This is a genomic window from Bifidobacterium sp. LH_558 (genome assembly GCF_056356295.1).
In genome coordinates this window covers 37588-58762 of record NZ_JBKETZ010000003.1, presented here as the reverse complement: position 1 = coordinate 58762, position 21175 = coordinate 37588, and the positions used below count along the sequence as shown (strand labels likewise).

15 protein-coding genes are annotated in these 21175 nt (G+C 63.5%); 10 read left to right on the top strand and 5 right to left on the bottom strand.

The genetic code is table 11. The features are described 5' to 3' along the window. The first annotated feature begins 129 nt into the window (after nucleotides 1-129). The 8 genes from AC1AV0_RS05085 (at nucleotide 130) to pyrE (ending at nucleotide 10053) form a co-directional block, all read left to right on the top strand. The gene (locus AC1AV0_RS05085; protein WP_476571748.1) at nucleotides 130-3237 is read left to right on the top strand and encodes a bifunctional [glutamine synthetase] adenylyltransferase/[glutamine synthetase]-adenylyl-L-tyrosine phosphorylase; all 3108 of its coding nucleotides are present in this window, start codon (nucleotides 130-132) and stop codon (nucleotides 3235-3237) included. Between the two features lie 192 nt (nucleotides 3238-3429). Continuing rightward, nucleotides 3430-4392, top strand: coding sequence for an aspartate carbamoyltransferase (gene pyrB, locus AC1AV0_RS05080; protein ID WP_476572217.1), 963 nt, complete (start codon nucleotides 3430-3432; stop codon nucleotides 4390-4392). Beyond that, nucleotides 4392-4811, top strand: coding sequence for an aspartate carbamoyltransferase regulatory subunit (locus tag AC1AV0_RS05075; protein ID WP_476571746.1), 420 nt, complete (start codon nucleotides 4392-4394; stop codon nucleotides 4809-4811). Before pyrB ends, AC1AV0_RS05075 begins: the two co-directional genes overlap by 1 nt. A gap of 107 nt (nucleotides 4812-4918) precedes the next feature. Beyond that, nucleotides 4919-6388 carry a dihydroorotase gene (locus tag AC1AV0_RS05070; protein ID WP_476571744.1) on the top strand — a complete coding sequence of 490 codons (1470 nt, stop codon included), beginning with the start codon at nucleotides 4919-4921 and terminating at the stop codon, nucleotides 6386-6388. Between the two features lie 55 nt (nucleotides 6389-6443). Beyond that, on the top strand, nucleotides 6444-7403 hold the full coding sequence (pyrF, locus tag AC1AV0_RS05065; RefSeq protein WP_476571742.1) for an orotidine-5'-phosphate decarboxylase: 960 nt from the start codon (nucleotides 6444-6446) through the stop codon (nucleotides 7401-7403). A 57-nt stretch (nucleotides 7404-7460) separates the two neighbouring features. Next, on the top strand, nucleotides 7461-8285 hold the full coding sequence (locus tag AC1AV0_RS05060; protein ID WP_476571740.1) for a dihydroorotate dehydrogenase electron transfer subunit: 825 nt from the start codon (nucleotides 7461-7463) through the stop codon (nucleotides 8283-8285). Between the two features lies 1 nt (nucleotide 8286). Next, nucleotides 8287-9234, top strand: coding sequence for a dihydroorotate dehydrogenase (locus tag AC1AV0_RS05055; RefSeq protein ID WP_476571738.1), 948 nt, complete (start codon nucleotides 8287-8289; stop codon nucleotides 9232-9234). Between the two features lie 123 nt (nucleotides 9235-9357). Beyond that, complete coding sequence (pyrE, locus tag AC1AV0_RS05050) at nucleotides 9358-10053, top strand: orotate phosphoribosyltransferase (protein ID WP_476571736.1); 696 nt, start codon at nucleotides 9358-9360, stop codon at nucleotides 10051-10053. A 242-nt stretch (nucleotides 10054-10295) separates the two neighbouring features. Here the strand turns inward: pyrE and AC1AV0_RS05045 are convergent, their stop codons facing one another. The 3 genes from AC1AV0_RS05045 to AC1AV0_RS05035 form a co-directional block, all read right to left on the bottom strand. After that, nucleotides 10296-12128, bottom strand: a complete 1833-nt coding sequence (locus AC1AV0_RS05045) for a DUF975 family protein (RefSeq protein ID WP_476571734.1) — start codon at nucleotides 12126-12128, stop codon at nucleotides 10296-10298. 79 nt (nucleotides 12129-12207) lie between these two features. Continuing rightward, nucleotides 12208-13131: a LysR family transcriptional regulator gene (locus tag AC1AV0_RS05040; protein ID WP_476571732.1), complete on the bottom strand. Its 924-nt coding sequence runs from the start codon at nucleotides 13129-13131 to the stop codon at nucleotides 12208-12210. Nucleotides 13132-13190: 59 nt separating this feature from the next. Continuing rightward, nucleotides 13191-14240, bottom strand: coding sequence for a LacI family DNA-binding transcriptional regulator (locus AC1AV0_RS05035; RefSeq protein WP_476571730.1), 1050 nt, complete (start codon nucleotides 14238-14240; stop codon nucleotides 13191-13193). A 196-nt stretch (nucleotides 14241-14436) separates the two neighbouring features. On the opposite strand from AC1AV0_RS05035, the gene AC1AV0_RS05030 reads away from it, so the two are divergent. After that, nucleotides 14437-16713 (top strand): glycoside hydrolase family 2 protein, encoded by a 2277-nt coding sequence (locus tag AC1AV0_RS05030; RefSeq protein ID WP_476571728.1) that lies wholly within the window; start codon nucleotides 14437-14439, stop codon nucleotides 16711-16713. Between the two features lie 175 nt (nucleotides 16714-16888). Next, on the top strand, nucleotides 16889-18322 hold the full coding sequence (locus tag AC1AV0_RS05025) for an MFS transporter (RefSeq protein ID WP_476571726.1): 1434 nt from the start codon (nucleotides 16889-16891) through the stop codon (nucleotides 18320-18322). Nucleotides 18323-18397: 75 nt separating this feature from the next. Here AC1AV0_RS05025 and AC1AV0_RS05020 read toward each other — a convergent pair whose 3' ends face one another. Both AC1AV0_RS05020 and AC1AV0_RS05015 read right to left on the bottom strand, forming a co-directional pair. Next, a complete protein-coding gene (locus AC1AV0_RS05020) occupies nucleotides 18398-19027 on the bottom strand; it encodes an HAD family hydrolase (RefSeq protein ID WP_476571724.1) in 630 nt (209 codons plus the stop codon). A 26-nt stretch (nucleotides 19028-19053) separates the two neighbouring features. After that, nucleotides 19054-20934 (bottom strand): bifunctional ADP-dependent NAD(P)H-hydrate dehydratase/NAD(P)H-hydrate epimerase, encoded by a 1881-nt coding sequence (locus tag AC1AV0_RS05015; RefSeq protein ID WP_476571722.1) that lies wholly within the window; start codon nucleotides 20932-20934, stop codon nucleotides 19054-19056. Nucleotides 20935-21175: the final 241 nt, after the last annotated feature.

Here is a 21175-nt window from a genome sequence, read left to right as displayed (position 1 = left end):
TCGCCCCGATTCCATGCAAGGATCGGGGCGACATTCATATGTGAGGCCGAGTCCCGCGGCAATATCGGGCGTCCGGTATGCGCGACGGTCGGCGGATGCGCGAAAACGAGTGTATTACCATAAGGAACCATGGAACCGACGACCTTCAGCCCCCGCGCCATGGACCTGATCCGCGCGGGATTGCAGAACCTCGATGACGCCCGCTCGCTGTTCGACGCCCTGCGCGCGGGAGGCGTGCCCGACGACGGATTGCGCCTGCTGCTGAAGGCGCTGGAGAAGGCCTGCGATCCCGATGGGGCGTTGCGCAACGTCGTCGACATCATCAACGCCATGCAAAGCCAAGGCCGGCGGGTCGAGGATATGCTGCCCGACCGGGCCGCCTTCGAACGGCTGGTCACGGTGCTCGGCGTATCCGACGCGCTCGGCAAGCTTATGCGCTTCCGCCCCGAACTGGTCGAAGCCGCCTCCGTGGACCGTTGCGACAGCCACCTGTACAACCATGCGCAACGCCGTGCCCATATGCTCGCCGCTGTCGGCGCCGATCCGAACGAGCCGGCCGCGCCGGTCGCGACCAAGGATCTGGCTGCCGCCGCGACCGCGTTGCGCGGCACCTACCGCCGCCAACTCGCCGCCATCATGGCGCAGGACGCGGTCGCCGACGACCCGTGCGCCATCCAGCCGACCATCAGCCGCGAACTGTCCGATCTGGCCGACGCGGCACTCGAAGGCGCGCTGGCCATCGCCCGCCATGAGGTGCCAGGCAGCGAGCATGTGCGTTTCACCATCATCGGCATGGGCAAACTCGGCGCGCAGGAACTCAACTACGTCTCCGACGTCGACCTGATCTACGTGGTCGAACCGGCCGACCACGAAATCGATGGCCAGACGCTCACCCGTATCGGCACCAAAATGGGCACCATGCTGCAGCGCGTCTGCCAATCGGTGATCATGGGCGTGGCCGAGCCGACCCTCTGGCAGATCGACGGGGGATTGCGGCCCGAAGGCAAGGACGGTCCGCTGGTGCGCAGGCTCGATTCGCATCAGGGCTATTACGAGCAGTGGGCGGAGAACTGGGAGTTCCAGGCGCTGCTCAAAGCCCGTCCGGTGGCGGGCGACCCCGAGCTCGGCGAGGCATATATGGCGATGACCCGGCCGTTCGTATGGTCCGCCTCGAAACGGCCCAACTTCGTCTACGACTGCCAGCAGATGCGCAAACGTGTGGAGGATCTGATTCCGGCCGCGTTGAAGGACCGCGAGATCAAACTCGGCAAGGGCGGCCTGCGCGACGTGGAGTTCACCGTGCAGATGCTCCAGCTGGTGCACGGACGCACCGATGAGAACCTACGCACCCGTTCCACGTTGGAATCGTTGCAGCGGCTGTCCGAAGGCGGATACGTCTCGCGCAAGCAGGCGGCCCGGCTGGCCGCGGACTACCGTTTCGAGCGGGTGATGGAGCACCGTCAGCAGATGTGGGCGCTCAAACGTACCCATCTGTTCCCCGACCTCGGAGCCGCCAGTCTGGGCGGACTGGAGCGCAAGCGTGATATCGACGTCGACGAGTTGAACCGCAATCAGGAGCTGCGACGGTTGGCCCGCACGTTCCGGCTGCATCCCGAAGAGCTGGTCAACCGGTATGACGAGGTGCGCCGCGAGGTGCGCCACCTGCATCTCGACATCTACTACCGCCCCATGCTGCCCATCAACGCTCAGCTTGACGAGGATCAGATCGAACTGAGCCAGCAGGCCACGCAGGAGCGATTCGCGTCCATCGGATTCGGCGATCCGGACGCGGCCATGCGTCATGTGGTCGCGCTGACCGCCGGAGTCAGCCGGGCGGCGAAGATCAACCGCATCATCCTGCCCGCTGTGCTCGAATGGCTGGGGCAGGGGCAGAATCCCGATATGGGATTGCTCAACTGGCGCAAGCTGGAGGAGCATTTCGGCACGGAAAGCGAGTATCTCGGCTTCCTGCGCGACTCCACCTCCGCCGCGCAGAGACTGTGCCATGTGCTGTCGAATTCGCGCTTCCTCGGCGACGCGCTCAACAAGTCGGTCGAATCGGTCACCTGGCTGGGCGACGACGACCGGCTCAGGGCCCGCACGCGCGACAGCCTTGACGTGCAATGCCGTTCTTCGCTGGAACGCAATGCGAACAACATCAACGATTTCGCGACCTCCATGCGCGCGATGCGCCGCCATGAGATCGAACGCATCGGCTTGGCGTGGATGAGCGGCGTGATGAGCGACGACGAAAGCCTCGCCGGCATGACCGACGTGTATGACGCGATCATCGACGCGGCCCTGACCTGGTCGATGCGCCACCAATGCCGCGAATTCGGCCTCGACCGGCCGCCGGCGGCCATCGCGGTGATCGGCATGGGCCGCTATGGCGGGCGCGAGGTGAACTTCAGCTCCGACGCGGACGCCATGATCGTCTACCGCCCGAACGACGCCGACGATGCCGAAGCGAACCGTTTCGCACGCAAGGTGACCGACGATCTGCGCGCGATTCTGCAAGGCCCCACCACTTTGGAGCCGAAGATCGAACTCGATCTGGACCTGCGCCCAGAAGGCAAGAACGGGCCGCTGGTGCGATCCTACGCCTCCTGCGAGGAGTATTACCGTTCGTGGGCGAGCACATGGGAGCATCAGGCGCTGCTGCGCGCGCGCCATGCGGCCGGCGACGCCGAACTCGCATACGACTTCCTGACCAACATCGCCGATCCGCTGCGCTACCCGCACGTCGATCTGAGCGAAACCGAACTGGCGGACATCCGCAAGCTCAAAGCGCGTATGGAGGCGGAGCGTCTGCCTCGAGGCGTGAGGCGCGAGAGGCATCTGAAACTCGGCAAAGGCGGCCTGTCCGACGTGGAGTGGACCGTGCAGCTGCTGCAATTGCGCCATGCCGGCGACGTGCGCGAGCTGCGCGTGAACGGCACCCTGCAGGCCTTGGACGTGCTGGAGCGGCGCAAGCTCATCGAAACGGCCGATGCAATCCAGCTGCGCAAGGCGTGGCGATTGTGCACGGCGGCGCGCAACGGCAGCTACCTGTGGAGCGGCCGCGCGGCCCAGGCGGACATCCTGCCGGACGACATGTATTCGCTGGGCGGAATCGCCGTCTATCTCGGCTACGACGCGAACCGCGGGCAGCATTTCGAGAACGATCTGCTCTCCGTGATGCGCCGATGCCGCGCCATCACCCAACGCCTGTTCTACGGCGTCACCGAGGAGGAATAAGGACCGGCTCACGCGCGTCGCGACACGTTCGGCGTGGGAACATGCGGTAAACGGGTTCTGTCGGGAAAATGGCGTACATTTGATTAGGTCACATCACGTGGCCGCCTTCCCGACACGAAAGGTGAGCCGTTGTCTGCTGAGCACAAGACATCCGCCGAAACGGGCGCTGTCAGTGAGTTTTCCCCCACGCCGATGAAAGGCAAAAGCGTCGTCACATTGGACGACCTGTCCACCGATCAGATCCTCGACCTGCTGCGCAAAGCGGAATACATCGATTCCCACCGCCGTGAGGTGGCGCACACCTGCGACGGCCGCGTCATCGCCACACTGTTCTACGAACCGAGCACCCGCACGCGCCTGAGCTTCGAAACCGCCATGCTGCGCCTCGGCGGCCAGGTGATCGGTTTCGCGGGCTCCCAGCTGGCGTCCGTGACCAAGGGCGAATCCATCGCCGACACCCTGAAAACCGTCTCGAATTACGTCGATGTGGTCGCCATCCGCCATCCGAAGGAAGGCGCGGCGCTGGTCGCCTCGCAGGCCTCCTCCGTTCCGGTGATCAACGCAGGCGACGGCGGACACATGCATCCCACGCAGACGCTGGCCGATCTGGCCACCATGCGTTCGCGTTTCGGCCGCATCACCGATCTGACCGTCGGCCTGTGCGGCGACCTGACCTTCGGACGCACCGTGCACTCGCTGATCGAAACACTGTGCCGCTTCGGCAACGTGCGGTTCGTGCTGGTCAGCCCCAACGAGCTCACCACGCCGCAGTACGTGCTCGACCGCATCAACGCCACGGAATCCTGCTCCTATGTGGAGGTGCGCGATCTGGCGTCCGTGATGGGCGATTTGGACGTGCTGTACATGACGCGCGTGCAGAAGGAACGCTTCTTCAATGAGGACGACTACCTGCGCCTGCGCGACACCTACATCCTCGACGAGGAGAAGATGGCCCTCGCCAAGCCCGATATGGCCGTGCTCCACCCGCTGCCGCGCGTCAACGAGATCGCGGTCGAAGTGGACGACGACCCGCGCGCAGCCTACTTCGAACAGGTCAAGAACGGCGTGCTGATGCGCATGGCGCTCGAAAGCTCGGTGGTGGGCGACGAACTGCCCGGATATGAGGAATTCGCGAACAAGGAGGTGCTCGCCTGATGGAAGTCACCAGCGTCCAAAACGGCATCATCATCGACCATGTGCCGGCCGGCACCGCGCTGAAGGTGCTCCGCTACCTGCATATCGACCCGGCGAAAACCCGCCTCGCTCTGATCATGAACGCCGACAGCCCCACCTACGGCACCAAGGACATCATCAAAATCGAAGACGCGCTCGACGTGGATCTCGAAGTGCTGGGACTGGTGGCGCGTCAGGCGACCGTCGGTTTCGTGCGCGACGGCAAGATCATCGAGAAGCGCGACCCGCAGCTGCCCGAGCATATCGTCGACGTCATCACCTGCAAGAATCCGCGCTGCGTGACCACCACCGAACGCGGCATCAAGCAGATGTTCCATCTGGCGCATTCCGAACGGCAGGAGTACCGCTGCGACTACTGCGACGAGGAAGCCAAACTGTAAGCGAACCGCGAACCAGGCCTCCCGTTTCGCGACGGGCGGCCTGCAAACAGAACGACCGAACGACGCCACGGGTGCCCGCAGACGGGCCGCGGGCGAAAGGAGCCGATATGACCACGATCGTTTTCCATGGCATCAGCGTGTGGGACACCGATGAGATCATCGACCTCAAGGTCGAAACCTCTCCCAACCTGCTCGCCGAAGCGGATGGCGCTCTCAGCGGGGAACAGGATTCGCCAAGCGACGGCGTCATCGACATCGACGCCACGGGTCTGACGCTCGCCCCCGGCTTCGCCGACCCCCACGTGCACTTCCGCGATCCCGGACAGACGTACAAGGAGTCCATGGTCTCCGGTTGCGCGGCTGCGGCCTCCGGCGGCTACACCAACGTGCTTATCATGCCGAACACCGTGCCCGCGATGGACGGCGCGACCATCACTGATCCGAACGCTCCGGGCGCGAAGGAGGTGCTGGACGCCGGATACGACAATGTGATCGACTTCCTGCAGCATTACGAGGCCGCGCATAACGTCTCACTGCCGGTGAAATACGATCTGTGCGTATGCGCCTCCAAGGGACGCGACGGGCGCGAGGCCAGCGAGCTCAACGATTGGATCGGCTATCTGCCCGGAGTCAACGACGAGGCGAAGGACGCCGACCAGCTCGCGCATCCGGTCACCGCGATCAGCGACGACGGTTCGGCCGTCACCCCGCAGATCCTCGACCAGGTGTTCGCCAACACGCGCGAAAGCGGACTGTATCTCATCGAGCATTGCGAGCATCACGACACGGGCGCGGTGAACGACGGCCCCGTCTCACGCAAACTCGGCGTGCCCGGCATTCCCGAAGACACCGAACTCAACATCGTGCGGCGCGATATCGAAAAGGCGCGCGAAACCGGCGTGCATGTGCATTTCCAGCATGTGAGCACCGCGATCTCCTTCGAGGCGATCCGCGCGGCCAAAGCCGAGGGATTGCCGATCACCTGCGAGACCGCGCCGCACTATCTCGCCCTGTGCGATGAGGCCCTGCTCGAATACGGCACGCTCGCCAAAATGAATCCGCCGCTGCGTGGGCGAGCCGACCGACTGGCCACCATCGCCGCCGTGGCGGACGGCACCGTGGATCTGCTCGCCACCGACCACGCCCCGCACACGTTGGACGAGAAGGCGCTCGGCTTCCTTGAAGCGCCCAACGGCATCATCGGTCTGGAATGCGCATACGGCGTATGCCACAAGGTGCTGGTCGACGGCGGCCATATCTCCGACGCGCGGCTGATCGAACTCATGTCGGTAGCCCCGGCGCGGCTGATGGGGCACACACCGACGAATATCGCCGCCCTGCTCGACGCGGAGACGGACGCCTCGCGCGAACCGGATGCCAAGCGTGTGCTCGACCTGACCCAGGTCGCCGATCCAGTCGATGTGGATCTGGTCGTGCTCGACACCGCCGCCGAATGGACCGTCGAGCCCGAACGATTCCATTCGCAGGCGCGCAACACCCCGTTCGGAGGATGGCAGGTCACCGGCCGTCCGCTCGCCACGATCATCAACGCAGCGCTGACGTTCAGCCGCCTGTAGCAACGACTTCATCCGCATTCAAGCCACCGCCGATCCGGCACAGAAAGGACCACCTATGGATCGTCTGATCGCAGCCATCAACGCCACCCAGAATCCCAGCGTCGTCGGGCTCGACCCGACCGAGGCGCTGGTGCCCCCGCAGGTGGTGGCCAGCTTCGCCGACGAGGTGCGCGACTCCGTGGAGACGCCCGAGGAGGCACCCGCCGCACAGCTCGCCGTCGCCTACTTCGAATTCAACCGTACGATCATCGACGCCGTGGCTGATATCGTGCCGGCCGTCAAACCGCAAATCGCCATGTATGAGGCGCTCGGCCCCGCCGGCATCGACGTGTACACGATGACCTGCGAATACGCCAAACAGCAGGGCCTGTACGTGCTGGCCGACGTCAAACGCGGCGACATCGGCTCGACGGCCGCCGCCTACGCGCATATGCTCAGCGGCGTGGCCGCCGGCGACGGCACGTACGATCCGTGGAATATCGACGCGGTCACCATCAACCCCTATCTCGGCACCGACGGCATCACCCCCTTTGTCGACGCGGCCGAGCAGGCCGACAAGGACGTGTTCGTGCTGGTGCGCACCTCCAACCCGTCGAGCAGCGAACTGCAGATGCTCGATCTGGCCGACGGCAAGAAGGTGTACGAGCATATGGCCGACCTGGTCGAAAGCTGGGGAGCCGAAACAGTCGGAAGCCACGGCTATTCCCGCGTCGGCGCGGTGGTCGGCGCCACGCATCCCGAGGAGGGCAAGGCCCTGCGCAAGCGCATGCCGCACACCTTCTTCCTGGTGCCGGGCTACGGCGCTCAGGGCGGCACGGCCGCCGACGTGCGCGGCATGTTCGACCGCGACGGCTCCGGCGCGATCGTCAACTCCTCGCGCGGCATCATCGGCGCATGGAAGAAGTCGGGGGAGTACCGCGAGTCCATGTCCGCCGACGAGGCGCTCGAACTGGTCGCGGCCACCGCGCGCGAAGCGGCCATCGATATGCGCGACAATCTGCGCATGGTGCTGTAAGAGGCCGGCAGACTCCCGTTTTCGTATTCTTCCGCACAACCACACACAAGGAGAGCAATGGCAACCTTCACCCCAACGGCCGACGTGGTGGCCGAGGCCGTGCAGGCCGGATACTTCCCGCCACGCCACACCGTCGAGATCACCGACGTCACGGAGCTCACGCCCGGCGTCGTTCGGCTGGCCTTCCACGACCCGTATATCGCCGCGCATGCGAAGCCGGCGCAGTTCGTAAACCTGTACACCAAGGATCCGATGCGTCTGATGCCGCGCCCGTTCGGCGTCAGCGAGATCAACGGCGACGAGGTGAGCGTCATCTTCGCCGTGGTGGGCGAGGGCACCGCCGAATTCGCACAATACCAGGCCGGCGACACGGTCGACGTGCTCGGCCCGCTCGGCAGGCCGTTCAATACGAAAGCCCCGGCGCATTATCTGCTGGTGGCGGGTGGACTCGGCGTGCCACCGCTGGTGCGCGCCGCACAGCATCTCGCCGCCGACGAGCAGACGACGACCACCGCCGTGGTCGGCTACCGCGACGTGCGGTTCGCGGACGACGTGTTCGCGCGATACGCCGATCACACGGTCAGCATCGACAACGCGCACGGCAACGTGGTCACCCTGCTCGACCAACTGGAAGCCGACGGCAAGCTCGCGGCGGACGGACTGGAGACGGTGATCCTCTCCTGCGGTCCGCTGCCGATGATGAAGGCCGTCGCCGCATGGGCCGCCAAGCGTTCGCTCGCATGCCAGCTGAGCATGGAGCAGCGTATGGGCTGCGGTTTCGGCACCTGCGTGCTGTGCACCGTCGACACCGTGGACGGACGGCTTAAAGTGTGCGCCGACGGTCCGGTGTTCACGCGCGAACAACTGGGATGGGGTGAGTGAGATGAGCGAAGCCAAGCACATCAACCTGTACGAGGATCACGAATGGAAGCATCCGACCGTCGTGGCGGGCGTGCCGTGGAAGAATCCGGTCGGCACCGCCTCCGGCACCTTCCAATACGCCGCCGTACGCTGGTTCTATGATGTGAGCCAACTCGGCGCCGTCTGCACCAAGGGCGTCTCGCCCGTGCCGTGGGAGGGCAATCCCTCCCCGCGCACCGCGGAGGGGCCCGGCAGCAATCTCAACGCGGTGGGTCTGCAGAATCCCGGCGTCGACCATTATCTCGTCGACGATCTGCCCAAGCTCAAGGCGATCGGCGCGAACGTCATCGCCAACGTGGCGGGCCACAGCGATGACGACTACGCCGAAGTCGTGGCCAAACTCGCCGACTCTCCCGCCGATATGCTGGAGATCAACGTGAGCTGCCCGAACGTGACCCACGGCGGCATGAGCGTGGGCACCGATCCGGTGGCGTTGAGCAAGCTCATCACCCGCCTGCGCGCCATGACCGACAAGCCGATGATCGTCAAGCTCACGCCGAACGTCACCGACATCACCGTGCCCGCCCGCGCCGCCGTCGAGGCCGGCGCCGACGCGTTGAGCATGATCAACACGTTGTTGGGTATGCGCATCGACACGCGCACCGGCGAGCCCGTCATCGCGCATGTCACCGGCGGCGTCTCGGGACCTGCGGTGCTGCCCGTCGGCCTGGCCGCGGTCTACCGCGTGCGCACGGCGCTTCCCGATGTGCCGATCATCGGTATCGGCGGCGTCGACACCGGCGAGAAGGCGCTCGAATACCTGTACGCCGGCGCGAACGCCGTCGAGGTCGGCGCGGCCGCCCTGTTCGATCCGGTCGCGCCATTGCGCGTGGCCCGCGAACTCGACGACCTGTTGGACGAGCGCCCCGAACTCGCGGCCAAACTCGCCGCGGGACAGACCTGGCGCTGACCGGTGAGCCCGGTCTGTCGGGCCGCGGGCTGGACGTTTTCCAACCGAGGCCCGCAGTCAGGCCTTGCAGACGCAACCACGCATCATTCCACAGCAACCCTTGTTCATAGAAAGGCACGCACGATGTCCGATTCGCTTGACATCCGCTTCACCCAGTTCCTGCTCGAATCGCAGGCGCTTAAATTCGGCGACTTCACGTTGAAGTCCGGGCGTCAAAGCCCGTATTTCATCAACGCGGGCGCGTTCAACGACGGCCGTAAGATCGCCACGCTCGGCGCGTTCTACGCCGAGAAGATCGCCGCCGAAATCGAGGCGGGCAACCTGCCCTCCGACATCGATACGGTGTTCGGACCGGCCTATAAGGGCATTCCGCTGGGCGTCTCCACCGCGATCGCGTTGACCGGCGCGCACGATATGGAGGTGGGCTACACCTTCGACCGCAAGGAGAAAAAGGACCACGGCGACGGCGGCATGATGGTCGGCACGCAGCTGACCGACGGCATGAAGGTGCTGCTCGTCGACGATGTGATGACCGCCGGCACCGCCGTGCGCGAGGTGATTCCCAAGCTCAAGGCCGAGGCGGACGTCGAGGTCGTGGGTCTGGTGCTGTCCGTCGACCGTATGGAGAAGACCCGCGATTCCGATTTGTCGGCAGTCAAGGCCGTCGAACAGGAGTTCGGATTCCCGGTGTTCGCCATCGCCAACGTGCGCGAGATCTTCGAGGCCGGCCAGCGCATCATGACCGACGAAGGCCAGCCGTATGTGACCGAGGCGATCAAGGCCGCGGCCGACGATTATCTCGAACGCTACGGGGCGTGATCTCGCTCCGCCTTATAAGCGGAATTGAACACCGTCATCCCGAGCGGGACTAACGCCTTGCCGTCATCCTGAGCGGAATACACGAAACGAACGGAGCCGAAGGATCTCATACCATGCAACGGTTGAGATCCTTCGGCTCCACTACGTTTCGCTCAGGATGACATTGATTAGGGTTATCCGTCATGCTGAGCGGAGTGCAACGAGGCGCAAGCCTCTCCACGCCGATGACGACGGAAGTCGTCTCAGGACTGGTGAAGTGTGACGCCGGGGTCAGTGATCATACGCATATCGACGACTTCGGACGAGGACGAGGCCTTGTAATCCGTGATGCCCGCGCCGATATTCGGATGCTGCGCCGAATACGCCTGGTCGACGACGTAGACGGCCAGCAGAACGATCGCCACCACGGCCAACGCCTTGGTATTGAGTTTCCTCAGCTGGTTGTCGAGCGCGGGCGCGATCAGATAGACGATCGCCAATCCACCCAGTCCGAAGGTCAGCAGCCCCTCGGCGCAGATGCGGCCGTTCAGGTTGAGGAAGTAGCCGGTGTAGTCCCACCAGCGCTGTCCGTCATGGGTGATCTCCAGATACCAGGATGAGAAGTATTCCAGCACTCCGCACAGCACCACCGCGGCGATGAACTCCAGATACGGCTTGTCACGCAGACGCTTGAGCAGCACGAGGATGATGAGGCCGCCCGTGCCGTAGATCGGCAGCCACGGTCCATGCAGCGTGCCGCGGTTGACGAACATGCCTTCCGTGATGAACGCGAGACTGACCTCCCACAGCCATCCGACGAAGCAGAAGATGAAGAACATCATGACCAGATTCAGCACCGTATAGCTTCGCGCGGAGGTCAGGTCGGAGGTCACCTCCATTTTGAAACGCATCGGGGCGGGGGCGAGCCTGCCCGGATAGACGCGCGCCTCGATGATGTCGCGTCCATCGCGCGTCATATGCTGCCGCGCCTCATACGCCTCGTACGCAACCACCTGCGGGGAGGATTTGATTTGGATGCCCAGCTGTTGCGACAGGAATCCGACGAATCCGCTCGGCTTGGCGACCGGTTCGGCGGCCCTGACGTCGTCCACCACGCTCGCCACGTCGCTGTAGGAGCAGCGCACCACCTCGCGTTGGGGCTTCTCGAACAGGTAGACGTCACACATCAGTTCGCTGCCGGGCAGGCCGCTCGCCTTGGCCAGACCGCGCAGATACGCGTAGTACTCGCCAAAGAAGGCGGCTTGGTATGCGTTGGCATAGAAGATGCCCACCAAACCGAAGGAGACCAGATTCAGCAGATTCCAACCGAGGAAGCTCAGCTCGGCCACGAAGCATTCCCACTTATGTCCCTTCATCATGCGCCGCGACAAGGTAATGGCCTCGTTCGCCTTGATGGTGGGGTTCTCCGCCAGAATGTACGGCATCATGATGTAGGAGTAGTGCTTGATGATGCCGCCGACGATGGTGAGCGTCCACAGGAATTGGTAGACGTAACGCACGAACATGTTCCACGCCAGCCTGGGCCACTGACGGGTTTGGATGGGGTAGAGGAAGCGGCGCAGCGGCACACGTTCGTACACGCGGCTTTCCAGAACCATCCTTCGCGAGACGATGCGATACGTCTCTTTGATGAACAGCCAAACGAAGGTGTAGACGGCGAGACTGAACACCACCAGTATCACGACCGCGATGTTCGGCGATGTCGCGACCGATCGAATCGCGTCGAAAACGGTTAAAATGACACCGCCCGACGAGAAGGAGTTGAGCACGGTGGAGAACACGCCACGCGAACGACCCAACGCCTTGATGGTGTCCTCACGTTTGATTTCATCCTGACGCTGCTGCACCTCGTCGCGGGCTTCGGCTTCGTTGTCCGTGGCGATGTCCGCGACCAGCAACTGCAACCGATCGCTGGTCGAGACGCTCGCCATGCTCGTGTCCTCATATGTGGTGGCCCACATCGACGAACCGTATTCCGCGCCGAGGAATGACGCGAACAGGCAGATGATGACCAGAATCCAGTAATGCGAGCGCAGGTTGTGCTTGGCCTGTCGCTTCATCCCTTGTCTATCCATATGGAGTATCCCTTCTTTAGGCTCCCATAGGATACGATACCGCCTTTCGCGCATCGAAAAGCGCACGAAAGGCGGGAATTTAGTCGATCAGCGTGTAGCCTTGGGCGGCCACCACGCCTTTGAGCTTGTCCAGATAGGTTTCGGCGGCCTTGGACAGTTTCGTGCGCTCGTTGGTGATCCAGCCGACCAGCATGGTCTCGTCGGAGTCGAGCGGCACGGTGATGATCTTCTCGTTGTTCAGATCGCCGTTGTCGATGCCTGTGCACACCGTGTAGCCGTTGAGGCCGATGATGAAGTTGAGGATGGTGGCGCGGTCGGTCACGTTGATCTGCTTGGGCGCGTAATCCGGCCAGACGGCCTCCTCGTAGAAGTAGAAGGAGCCCTCCTCGCCCTGCTCGTATTGGATGAATGGGAAGGGCTTGAGGTCTTCCATGGTGACGACCTTCTTGCCGGCGAGCGGATTGGAGCGCGAGATGAACACATGCAGCGGCGCGCGGAACAGCGGATGGAATTCCAGATGCTTCTCGCGCAGCAGTTTGCCGATCACGTCCTTGTTGAAGTCGGAAAGGTACATGATGCCGATTTCGGACTGCATGTTGGCGACCTGGTTGATGATGTCACGCGTGCGGGTCTCACGGATCGTGAACTCGTATTCGTCGGATTTAAGCGATTCGATCATGCTCACGAACGCCTCGACCGCGAACATGTAATGCTGCGTGGAGACCTGGCACAGCTGCTTGCGCGGCTTGGCGTGCTTGTACCGCTCCTCGAGCAGGGCGGCCTGGTCGAGCACCTGACGCGCGTAGGTGAGGAATTCGGCGCCGTCCACGGTCAGCGCGATGCCTTGCGAGGAGCGGGTGAAGATCTCGATGCCCAGCTCGTTCTCCAGCTCCTTGACCGAAGAGCTCAACGCCGGCTGTGACACGTACAGCGCGTGCGAGGCCTCGTTCATGGAGCCGCATTCGACGATTTTGACGATGTACTTGAGTTGCAGCAGAGTCATAAAACATATTTATAGCAGTCGGGCTAGTCCGCCCAGCCGGTTATAGCCAGCCGTGTTTTCTACGCCGCACGAGCGTGGCCGATGCTGTCGCGACGCACGAAGGTGGAGCGCACCGTTACGGGGGCGATGCCGTCCGATACGCGCAGGATACGCTCGATCAGCTTGGTCGCGGCCAATTCACCCATACGTTCGCGCGGTATGCTGACGCTCGACAACGAGGGGCTGAGCAGCGTGTCCTCGCGAATGTCGTCGATGCCGACCACCGAAACCCGCCCTGGCACATCCACACCATGCCGTTTGAACATGTTCATAATCATCTCGGCGCTGAGGTCGTTGTACGCGATCACCGCGGTGACGGAAGGATCGAGCAGCGGCGCGAACCATTGGTCCACCTCGTCGTCGCCCGCAAGTATACGGCTGGGACCTGGAATCTGGTGAAGTCTCACATACTCCCTGTGGCAGGCGTTCAACAGCGCCAGCCAGCGCATGCCGTTCTGCCATGATCTCTCCGAACCGGCGACGTACTCGATCGAGGTGTGGCCGAGCGCTTTGAGCGTGCGCACGACCTCGTCGAGACTGTATTGCTCGTCGCAGACCACGGATTGCACACCGCTCACCTGCCTGTTGATGGATACGAGCGGACGCATCTGTGCCGCTTTGCGAATCGCCGCGTCGGACAGGCTGGTGCCAATCAGCACGATACCGTCCACAGAAGGGGCGAATCGTGCGATGATGCCGCGTTCCGCGTCGGTATGGTAGGCGCTGACCGCGGTGATCAGGCAGAAGTTCTTGGACAGGCATGGGCCTTGCATGCCGTACAGGAACTCGGCGTAAATGGGGTAGCGCAAGTCGGCCGCGACCGCCAGTATCGCGCCGCGCAACGTCTGATCGTGCTTCAGGGTCGAATTCGTGGCTCGATAGCCGAGGCTTTCGGCGATGCTCCGCACGCGGTTCGCGGTTTCGGCGTTCACCCTTCCGGGCCGGGACAACGAGCGCGAAACCGTTGCGGGGGAGACCCCAGCGGCTTTGGCGATGTCGTTGATGGTGACCGCATGCCCGACTTGTTCCCCTTCATCGGTGGCGCGCGCTGATTGCTCATGATCGGACATGATCACCATCGTAGACCTCGCCCGCGCCTATGTTCACGCAGAGCGGACATCCGAGGACAGACATGTCCCATGGAAAACCATGGAAAGGCATGTCGGCGGGCGTGCGCGAAATTCTAGCCTTGACCCCATCGACCGGTCGAGAACAACGAAGTAACCGGTCGCGATATCGACACGATACGCACGACAAAGGAGTGATATGCGCACCACGCAAACCCTGCATGACGGCTGGCTTTTCACCAAAGACCAGATCGATGGCGTCCCCACCCACGCCGACGCGAATGCTTGGCGCCCAGTGACGGTTCCGCACAGCTGGAACGCGCTCGACGGACAGGACGGCGGCGCCGACTACTGGCGCGGCGCCTGCTGGTATGTGACCGAACTCGCGCTGCCCGAAAGCGCCCCCGGCACACGCACCTATCTGGAGTTCGAAGGCGCGGCGACCGTGGCCGAGGTCTATGTCAACGGCCATAAAGTATGCGAGCACGAAGGCGCGTACGGAGCATTCCGGGCGGATGTCACCGACGTGCTGACCGAGGCGCGCAACGAACTGGCCGTGCGTGTGGACAACGCCGAACGTTCGGATATCTATCCGCAGATGGCAGACTTCACCTTCTATGGCGGCCTGTACCGTCCCGTCAGGATCGTCCAGGTCAATCCCACCCATTTCGATCTCGATTATCATGCGGGCCCCGGCGTCACCGTGTCGTCCACCATCGAAGACGGAAACGCGCTGCTTGACGCCCGTGCGTGGGTCAGCGACCCGCAGGAGGGCGACCAGGTGTATTTCGAGGTGATCGACGATTGCGACAACATCGTCGCGGCGGCGACCGTGCCCGCGGCCGCCTCGGTGCGCACCGAAATCACCATTCCCGACGCGCATCTGTGGCAGGGCACCGAGGATCCGTACCTGTACACAGTCATCGCCTCGATTGTGCGCCACAACGAGGTCGTCGACGAGGTGGAGGTGACGCACGGCGTGCGCGAATTCCGCTTCGACCCGGCCCGAGGATTCTTCCTCAACGGCAAGCTCACCCCACTGCGCGGCGTCTCCCGCCATCAGGACCGTCTGGGCAAGGGCAACGCCCTCGAATACGCCGACCATTTCGAGGACGCCGCTTTGATCCACGAACTGGGAGCGAACACGATTCGTCTGGCCCACTATCAGCAGTCGCGGGACTTCTACGACCTGTGCGACCGCTTCGGATTCGTGGTGTGGGCGGAGATCCCGTTCATCTCGCGCATGAGCGCCGATCCGGCGGCCCACCGCGACTGCATCCACCAGATGACCGAACTCGTCATCCAAAACTTCAACCATGCGTCGATCCTCATGTGGGGCATCTCCAACGAGATCCTCATCGGAGGCGACAGCCCCCAGCTAGTCGCCAACCTCAAGGAACTCAACGACCTGGCACATCAGCTCGACCCCACCCGTCCGACCACCATGGCCCAGGTGTCCGGCACGCCGATGGACTCCGAACACAACCAGATCACCGACATCCTCAGCTACAACCACTATTTCGGCTGGTACGGCGGCAAGATGGAGGACAACGAGGCATGGGTCGACCAGTTCCACGCGATGCACCCGGACCGCTCCTTCGGCCTGTCCGAATACGGTTGCGAGGGCATCGTCTCCTACCATACCGACGATCCCCAGTGCGGCGATTACAGCGAGGAATACCAGGCGCTCTACCACGAGCATATGGCCGACGTCATCGACCAGCGCCCGTGGCTGTGGGGCACGCATGTGTGGAATATGTTCGACTTCGGCTGCGACGCCCGCGACGAGGGTGGAGTCAAGGGCCGCAACAACAAGGGCTTGGTGACCATCGACCGCAAGATTCGCAAGGACTCCTTCTACGTGTATCAGGCGCATTGGTCGAAGGAGCCGATGGTGCACATCGCCTCCAAGCGTTTCGCCAAGCGCGCCGGCGACGCCATCACGGTCAAGGTGTATTCCAACCAGCCCAGCGTGACGCTGTTCGTGGACGGCGCTGAGCATGCCACGCTCGAGGGCGAGCATGTGTTCGTCTTCGCCGATGTGCCGCTGCATGAGGGATTCACGCGCATCTGCGCCAAGGCCGGCGACCAGACGGATTCGACCACCTTCGAGAAGGTCGCCGAGACATGGGAGCCTTATGTGTTCGTCGATCCCGATGGCGGAGCGGGTGTGTCCAACTGGTTCGACGACGTGAATCTCGACGAGGTTCAGGCCATCGGCGACATCGACGAGACCTGCTTCTCGGTGAAGGATCTCATCAACGAGATCCTCGTCAACAAGGAGGCCGCACAGGTGCTGGCCAACGCGGCGAGCAGCATGGCTGGCATGCGCGTCAAAGCCTCCATGCTGGGCATCATGGGCAACCAGAGCGTCGAAAGCCTGCTCGCCGAAGGGGGCATGATGGGCGGAAGCGCCGAGAACCACAACGAGAAGCTGGCCTATATCAACCAGCAGCTCCAGCGAATCAAGAAGTAGCCGAAAGCGGCCGGACCCACCTGCCCGGCCGCTTTTCACACGGGATGCGACGGCTCAAGGATGATGCCGCCGCATCCCGCCCATCACAGCATCACATCATCACACCAAGCCCATGGCGGACCAACTACGCCCTTGGGTTGGTTTTCCATACTTTTTTGCGAATCAGGAGAGGCATATGTCATCCTCAACGTCAACCATTCGTCCTTTCGGAATCCGAGACAAAGTCGGCTATCTTTTCGGCGACTTCGGCAACGATTTCATGTTCATCTTCGCCAGCTCGTTCCTGATGGTGTTCTACACCAAAGTGATGGGCGTCCCCGGCACGATCGTCGGCACGCTGTTCCTCGTGGCGCGTATTCTCGACGCCTTCGCGGACGTCACCGTCGGCATCGTGGTCGACCGGGCCAAACCCGGCCCCCACGGCAAATACCGCCCCGTCATGATGAAGATGGCCGTGCCCGCGGTGATTTTCTCGTTCCTGATGTACCAGACGTTCTGCATCAACCAGTCGATGGGCGTCAAAATCGTCTACATGTCGGTCACGTACATCATCTGGGGATTCCTCTATTCATGCGTGAATATTCCCTACGGCTCCATGGCCTCGGTGATTTCGCTCGAGTCGGAGCACCGCACCTCGCTGTCCACGTTCCGCACCATCGGCGCCACCTTCGCCCAACTGATCGTCGGCGTCGTCGCCCCGCTGATCATCTACACGGCCGATGAGAACGGCAACCAGATCATCCGCGACGGCGAGCACACCCAGATCTTCATGATCGTCTCCGCCGTGTTCGCGATCGCGTCGCTGGCTTGCTATTTCACCTGCTATTCGATGACCGTCGAGCGGGTCAAAACCGAACACCATACGGCCAATGAAGGCGAGAGCCCGCTGCAATCCGTTCTCGCCATGGTCAAGGGCGCCGTCTCCAGCCGTTCCATGGTGGGACTCATCTCCAGCGCCATTGCGCTGCTGATGGCCATGCTGTTCCTCCAGCAGATGGCGAACTACCTGTACACCGACTACTTCGGCGACGCGAAGCTGCTGTCCATCGCCAATATGTTCGGCGTGGTCATGACGCTGGTGCTGGCGCCGTTCGTCCAGCCGCTCACCAAAGTCCTCGGACGCAAGGGCATCGGCATACTCGGCGCGGCCATCGGCACGGTGGGCATGTTCGTGCTGTATGTGCTCCACACCACCAACGCGGTGCTGTTCATCGTCATCTACATCATCTCGTTCATCGGCATCGGCCTGTTCAATCTGGTGGTCTTCGCCATGGTCACCGATGTGATCGACGATATCGAGGTGACCAAGAGCGTGCGTGAGGACGCCACCTGCTATTCCGTCTATTCCTTCGCCCGCAAGCTTGGGCAGGCGTTCGCGGGATGGTTCGCCGGCGTGTCCATCGACTGGATTGGATATCAGGAGGGTGCCACCGCCGTGCAAAGCCAGGAGACGCTCGACGGCCTGTACACCTTCTCCACGCTGCTGCCGGCGATTTTCTTCCTGGTCATGCTGTTGATCATGGTGTTCGTCTATCCGTTGGATAAGAATCGCGTCGCCAAGAACACGGAGATCCTCAAAGCCAAGCGTCAGGTGGGAGCCACCGAATAGCGCACGGCCAACCCATATATATGGTTGAGGGCCGGTGTCGGACTGGAATGTCCGGCACCGGCCCTCAACCATAGGTCACAAGGAGACGCCGAGCGAGGCGAGGTCGGCGCGGGCCCGTTCGGCGTCGGTGAAGCGCAGGCCGTGCAGTCCGACGGCGTTGGCGCCGGTGATGTTCTTCGCCGTGTCGTCGAAGAACACGCACTGCTCGGCCGTGAGGCCAAACCGGCTCAACGCCAGTTCGTAGATGTCGGCGTTGGGCTTGTGCATCTTCTCCACGCCGGAGACGACGGTGCCGCCCAGCAGCTCCTCGACCTGCGGATACTTCTCGAAGGCGATATGGAAGGTCTCATGCGACCAGTTGGTCAGGCCCCACACGCCGTAGCCGGCCGCTTTGAGATCGCGCAGCAGCTGTTCCATGCCCGGCAGCATGCGGGGGAGCGAGTCGCCGTAGTGTTCGATGTAGTAGCGGAACACCTCGGCGATCTCATCGCCCTGCTCGCGGCGCACATCCGGCAGAATATCGGCGAAGTCCTCGCCCGCGTCCATACGGTCCTCGTAGGCGTAGAAGCCGCACGGATCATCGTCCGCGCAGATATGGTCGACCAAATCGGCCGGGTAGCCGGCCTTCTCCAAGCAGGCGCGGCACTGCCAGTCGAACAGCACGCCGCAGAAATCGAAAATCACATCGGTAATCATGCGGGCCATGATACCGTCCGCCCCGGTCCGCGCGGCTAGGCGAGCAGGTCCGCGATCGCGTCGGGGATGGCGCGGATCACATCGGAGGCGACGATCGGGTGCCCGACCGCGTTGAAGCGATGCTCGCGCGTCATGCCGAACACGTCCGGTTCCTGCCAGCCGCGCTGTTCGGATTCCGAGGCGATGCCGGCCGCCAGCCCGTGCAGATAGGCACCGGCGGCGACGATGGAGGCCATGTCGTCGGCGTATTCGTCCGCGTCCACACCGTCCGCGTCCTCATCGTATTGCGCTAGCAACGCGCCCAGCACGCCGGCCAACACATCGCCCGCGCCGGCGGTGCCCAGCCAGGCGGGCGCGCTGCCCGAAGCCAGCACCATATCCGATTCGCCGACGACGATGGTGACCGCGCCTTTGAGCAGCACGGTCGCGCCGGTCATGTCGTGCGCGAGCTGCGCGTATCGCAACGGTTCGGCCAGCACATCGACCGTCGATACGGGCTCGTCATGCCTTGCTGAATCCAATCCTGCGGAATCCAACGCAGCGGGATCCAACGCGGTGCCGTCCGCCTCTTCATCCACTTGCGGCGCGTCCTCGCGCAGTCGGTTGACGAGTTTGGCCAATTCCGCCGCATGCGGTGTGACGACCACCTGCGGCGGCACCTGGCCGGGCAGCAGATCCAGCGCGCCGGCGTCCACCACAATCGGTGGCATGTCGTAGGCGGGATCGTCGTCGGTGGCGTCCACGGCGAGCTCGTAATGGGCCAGCAGGCGCGCGATGGTTTCGCGTTGTGCGTCGGTTTCGCCGTCCCTGAGTGCGGCGGCTTCGGGCACGCCGGAACCCACCACCCACGCCTGCACATGCCCTTTGCCGAGCACGGCCTCGGGAAGGGCCGCAAGCACCATGTTCTGGGCCCGTTCGGGGCCGAGATAGCGTACCATGCCGGTGTTCGCGCGGGCAGCGGCGCGCGCGGTGAGCACGGCGGCACCGGGATAACGCGCCGAGCCGGTGATCAGCCCGACCACGCCGCGCGAGTATTTGGAATCCATCGCATGCGGCAGGCGGATGGCCTCGCCGGCCTGATCGCCGCGCACCGCCGCGACGGAGGGCTCTTGGGCGTCCAAGTCGAAGCCGAAATCGACCAGTTCGAGCCTTCCGCAGGCGAATGTGGCCGGAGGCAGCACGGCGCAGGGTTTCATCGCGCCGAACATCACCGTCACGTCGGCCGGAATATACGCGCCGGGCAGCGAGCCGTCGTCCACGCCCACGCCGGAGGGTGTGTCGACCGCGAGCACCATCGGCAGATCGCCGGACGGTTCGCGGTTGGGCGCGTCCGCGCGGTAGGGAAGCAGGGTGGAGGGATCCTCGCTGTGACCGCTCATGCCGAGCGAGGCGGCGATGGTGGCGGGGATGCCGCGCAGCGGGCCGACCAGTCCGATGCCGGTCATCGCGTCGATAATCAAATGAGCGCGCTGGGACAGTTCGACGGCGGCCTGCAGTCGTTCCCCAGCCTCGCCTGCGGAGAAGCCGGCGGAGCAGCCGGGAATGTCGGCGGCCGGGTCGAGCACCAGCACTTTGCCGCCTGCGCGCACGAGGGCGGCGAATCCTTGGTCATGCAGCGCGCGCCCCACGGCGACGACGGTCACCTTCGCGCCTTCCTCGGCCAGCGCGGCGGCCGCGAACAGTCCGTCCCCGCCGTTGTCTCCCGCGCCGGCGAGCAGCACGACGCGGGCATGGTCCAAATCGATGCCGGCATCGTCCAGCATACGGGCGGCCACCTGCGCCGCGGCCGAGGCGGCCATGCGCATCAGCGGCACGTTGTCGTCGAGCAGCGGGCGCTCCATCGCGCGCACGGCTGCGGCGTCATAGGCCGCATGCAGGAGGTGGTGGCGACGTTCGGCGTCTTGTGCGGTGTCCATGGCGGACTCCCTTCGTTGCGCGATGCTGACCCAGCCCACTCTACTCGCATACCTGCTGGTTGGCTGAACACCTTCTGACGGGCGCGACGGATACCTCGCCATGCCTTACGCGCATGGCTGAACCCGCATATTGAACATTTGAATCCGAAATATGAGCTCCATACAGTGTGATGTGTATCAATGATGCGTTTCCTGTCCGGCTCGCGCCCACCCACGGCGGCTCTGTCCGGAGGGAAGCGCC

What these genes read in the sequence shown, in the direction of transcription:
- AC1AV0_RS05025 (WP_476571726.1), top strand. Translation starts at nt 16,889, where the DNA reads ATGTCATCCTCAACGTCAACCATTCGTCCTTTCGGAATCCGAGACAAA.
- AC1AV0_RS05030 (WP_476571728.1), top strand. Translation starts at nt 14,437, where the DNA reads ATGCGCACCACGCAAACCCTGCATGACGGCTGGCTTTTCACCAAAGAC.
- AC1AV0_RS05040 (WP_476571732.1), bottom strand. Translation starts at nt 13,131, where the DNA reads ATGACTCTGCTGCAACTCAAGTACATCGTCAAAATCGTCGAATGCGGC.
- AC1AV0_RS05075 (WP_476571746.1), top strand. Translation starts at nt 4,392, where the DNA reads ATGGAAGTCACCAGCGTCCAAAACGGCATCATCATCGACCATGTGCCG.
- AC1AV0_RS05035 (WP_476571730.1), bottom strand. Translation starts at nt 14,240, where the DNA reads ATGTCCGATCATGAGCAATCAGCGCGCGCCACCGATGAAGGGGAACAA.
- AC1AV0_RS05015 (WP_476571722.1), bottom strand. Translation starts at nt 20,934, where the DNA reads ATGGACACCGCACAAGACGCCGAACGTCGCCACCACCTCCTGCATGCG.
- pyrF (WP_476571742.1), top strand. Translation starts at nt 6,444, where the DNA reads ATGGATCGTCTGATCGCAGCCATCAACGCCACCCAGAATCCCAGCGTC.
- AC1AV0_RS05070 (WP_476571744.1), top strand. Translation starts at nt 4,919, where the DNA reads ATGACCACGATCGTTTTCCATGGCATCAGCGTGTGGGACACCGATGAG.
- AC1AV0_RS05060 (WP_476571740.1), top strand. Translation starts at nt 7,461, where the DNA reads ATGGCAACCTTCACCCCAACGGCCGACGTGGTGGCCGAGGCCGTGCAG.
- AC1AV0_RS05085 (WP_476571748.1), top strand. Translation starts at nt 130, where the DNA reads ATGGAACCGACGACCTTCAGCCCCCGCGCCATGGACCTGATCCGCGCG.
- AC1AV0_RS05055 (WP_476571738.1), top strand. Translation starts at nt 8,287, where the DNA reads ATGAGCGAAGCCAAGCACATCAACCTGTACGAGGATCACGAATGGAAG.
- AC1AV0_RS05045 (WP_476571734.1), bottom strand. Translation starts at nt 12,128, where the DNA reads ATGGATAGACAAGGGATGAAGCGACAGGCCAAGCACAACCTGCGCTCG.
- pyrB (WP_476572217.1), top strand. Translation starts at nt 3,430, where the DNA reads ATGAAAGGCAAAAGCGTCGTCACATTGGACGACCTGTCCACCGATCAG.
- AC1AV0_RS05020 (WP_476571724.1), bottom strand. Translation starts at nt 19,027, where the DNA reads ATGGCCCGCATGATTACCGATGTGATTTTCGATTTCTGCGGCGTGCTG.
- pyrE (WP_476571736.1), top strand. Translation starts at nt 9,358, where the DNA reads ATGTCCGATTCGCTTGACATCCGCTTCACCCAGTTCCTGCTCGAATCG.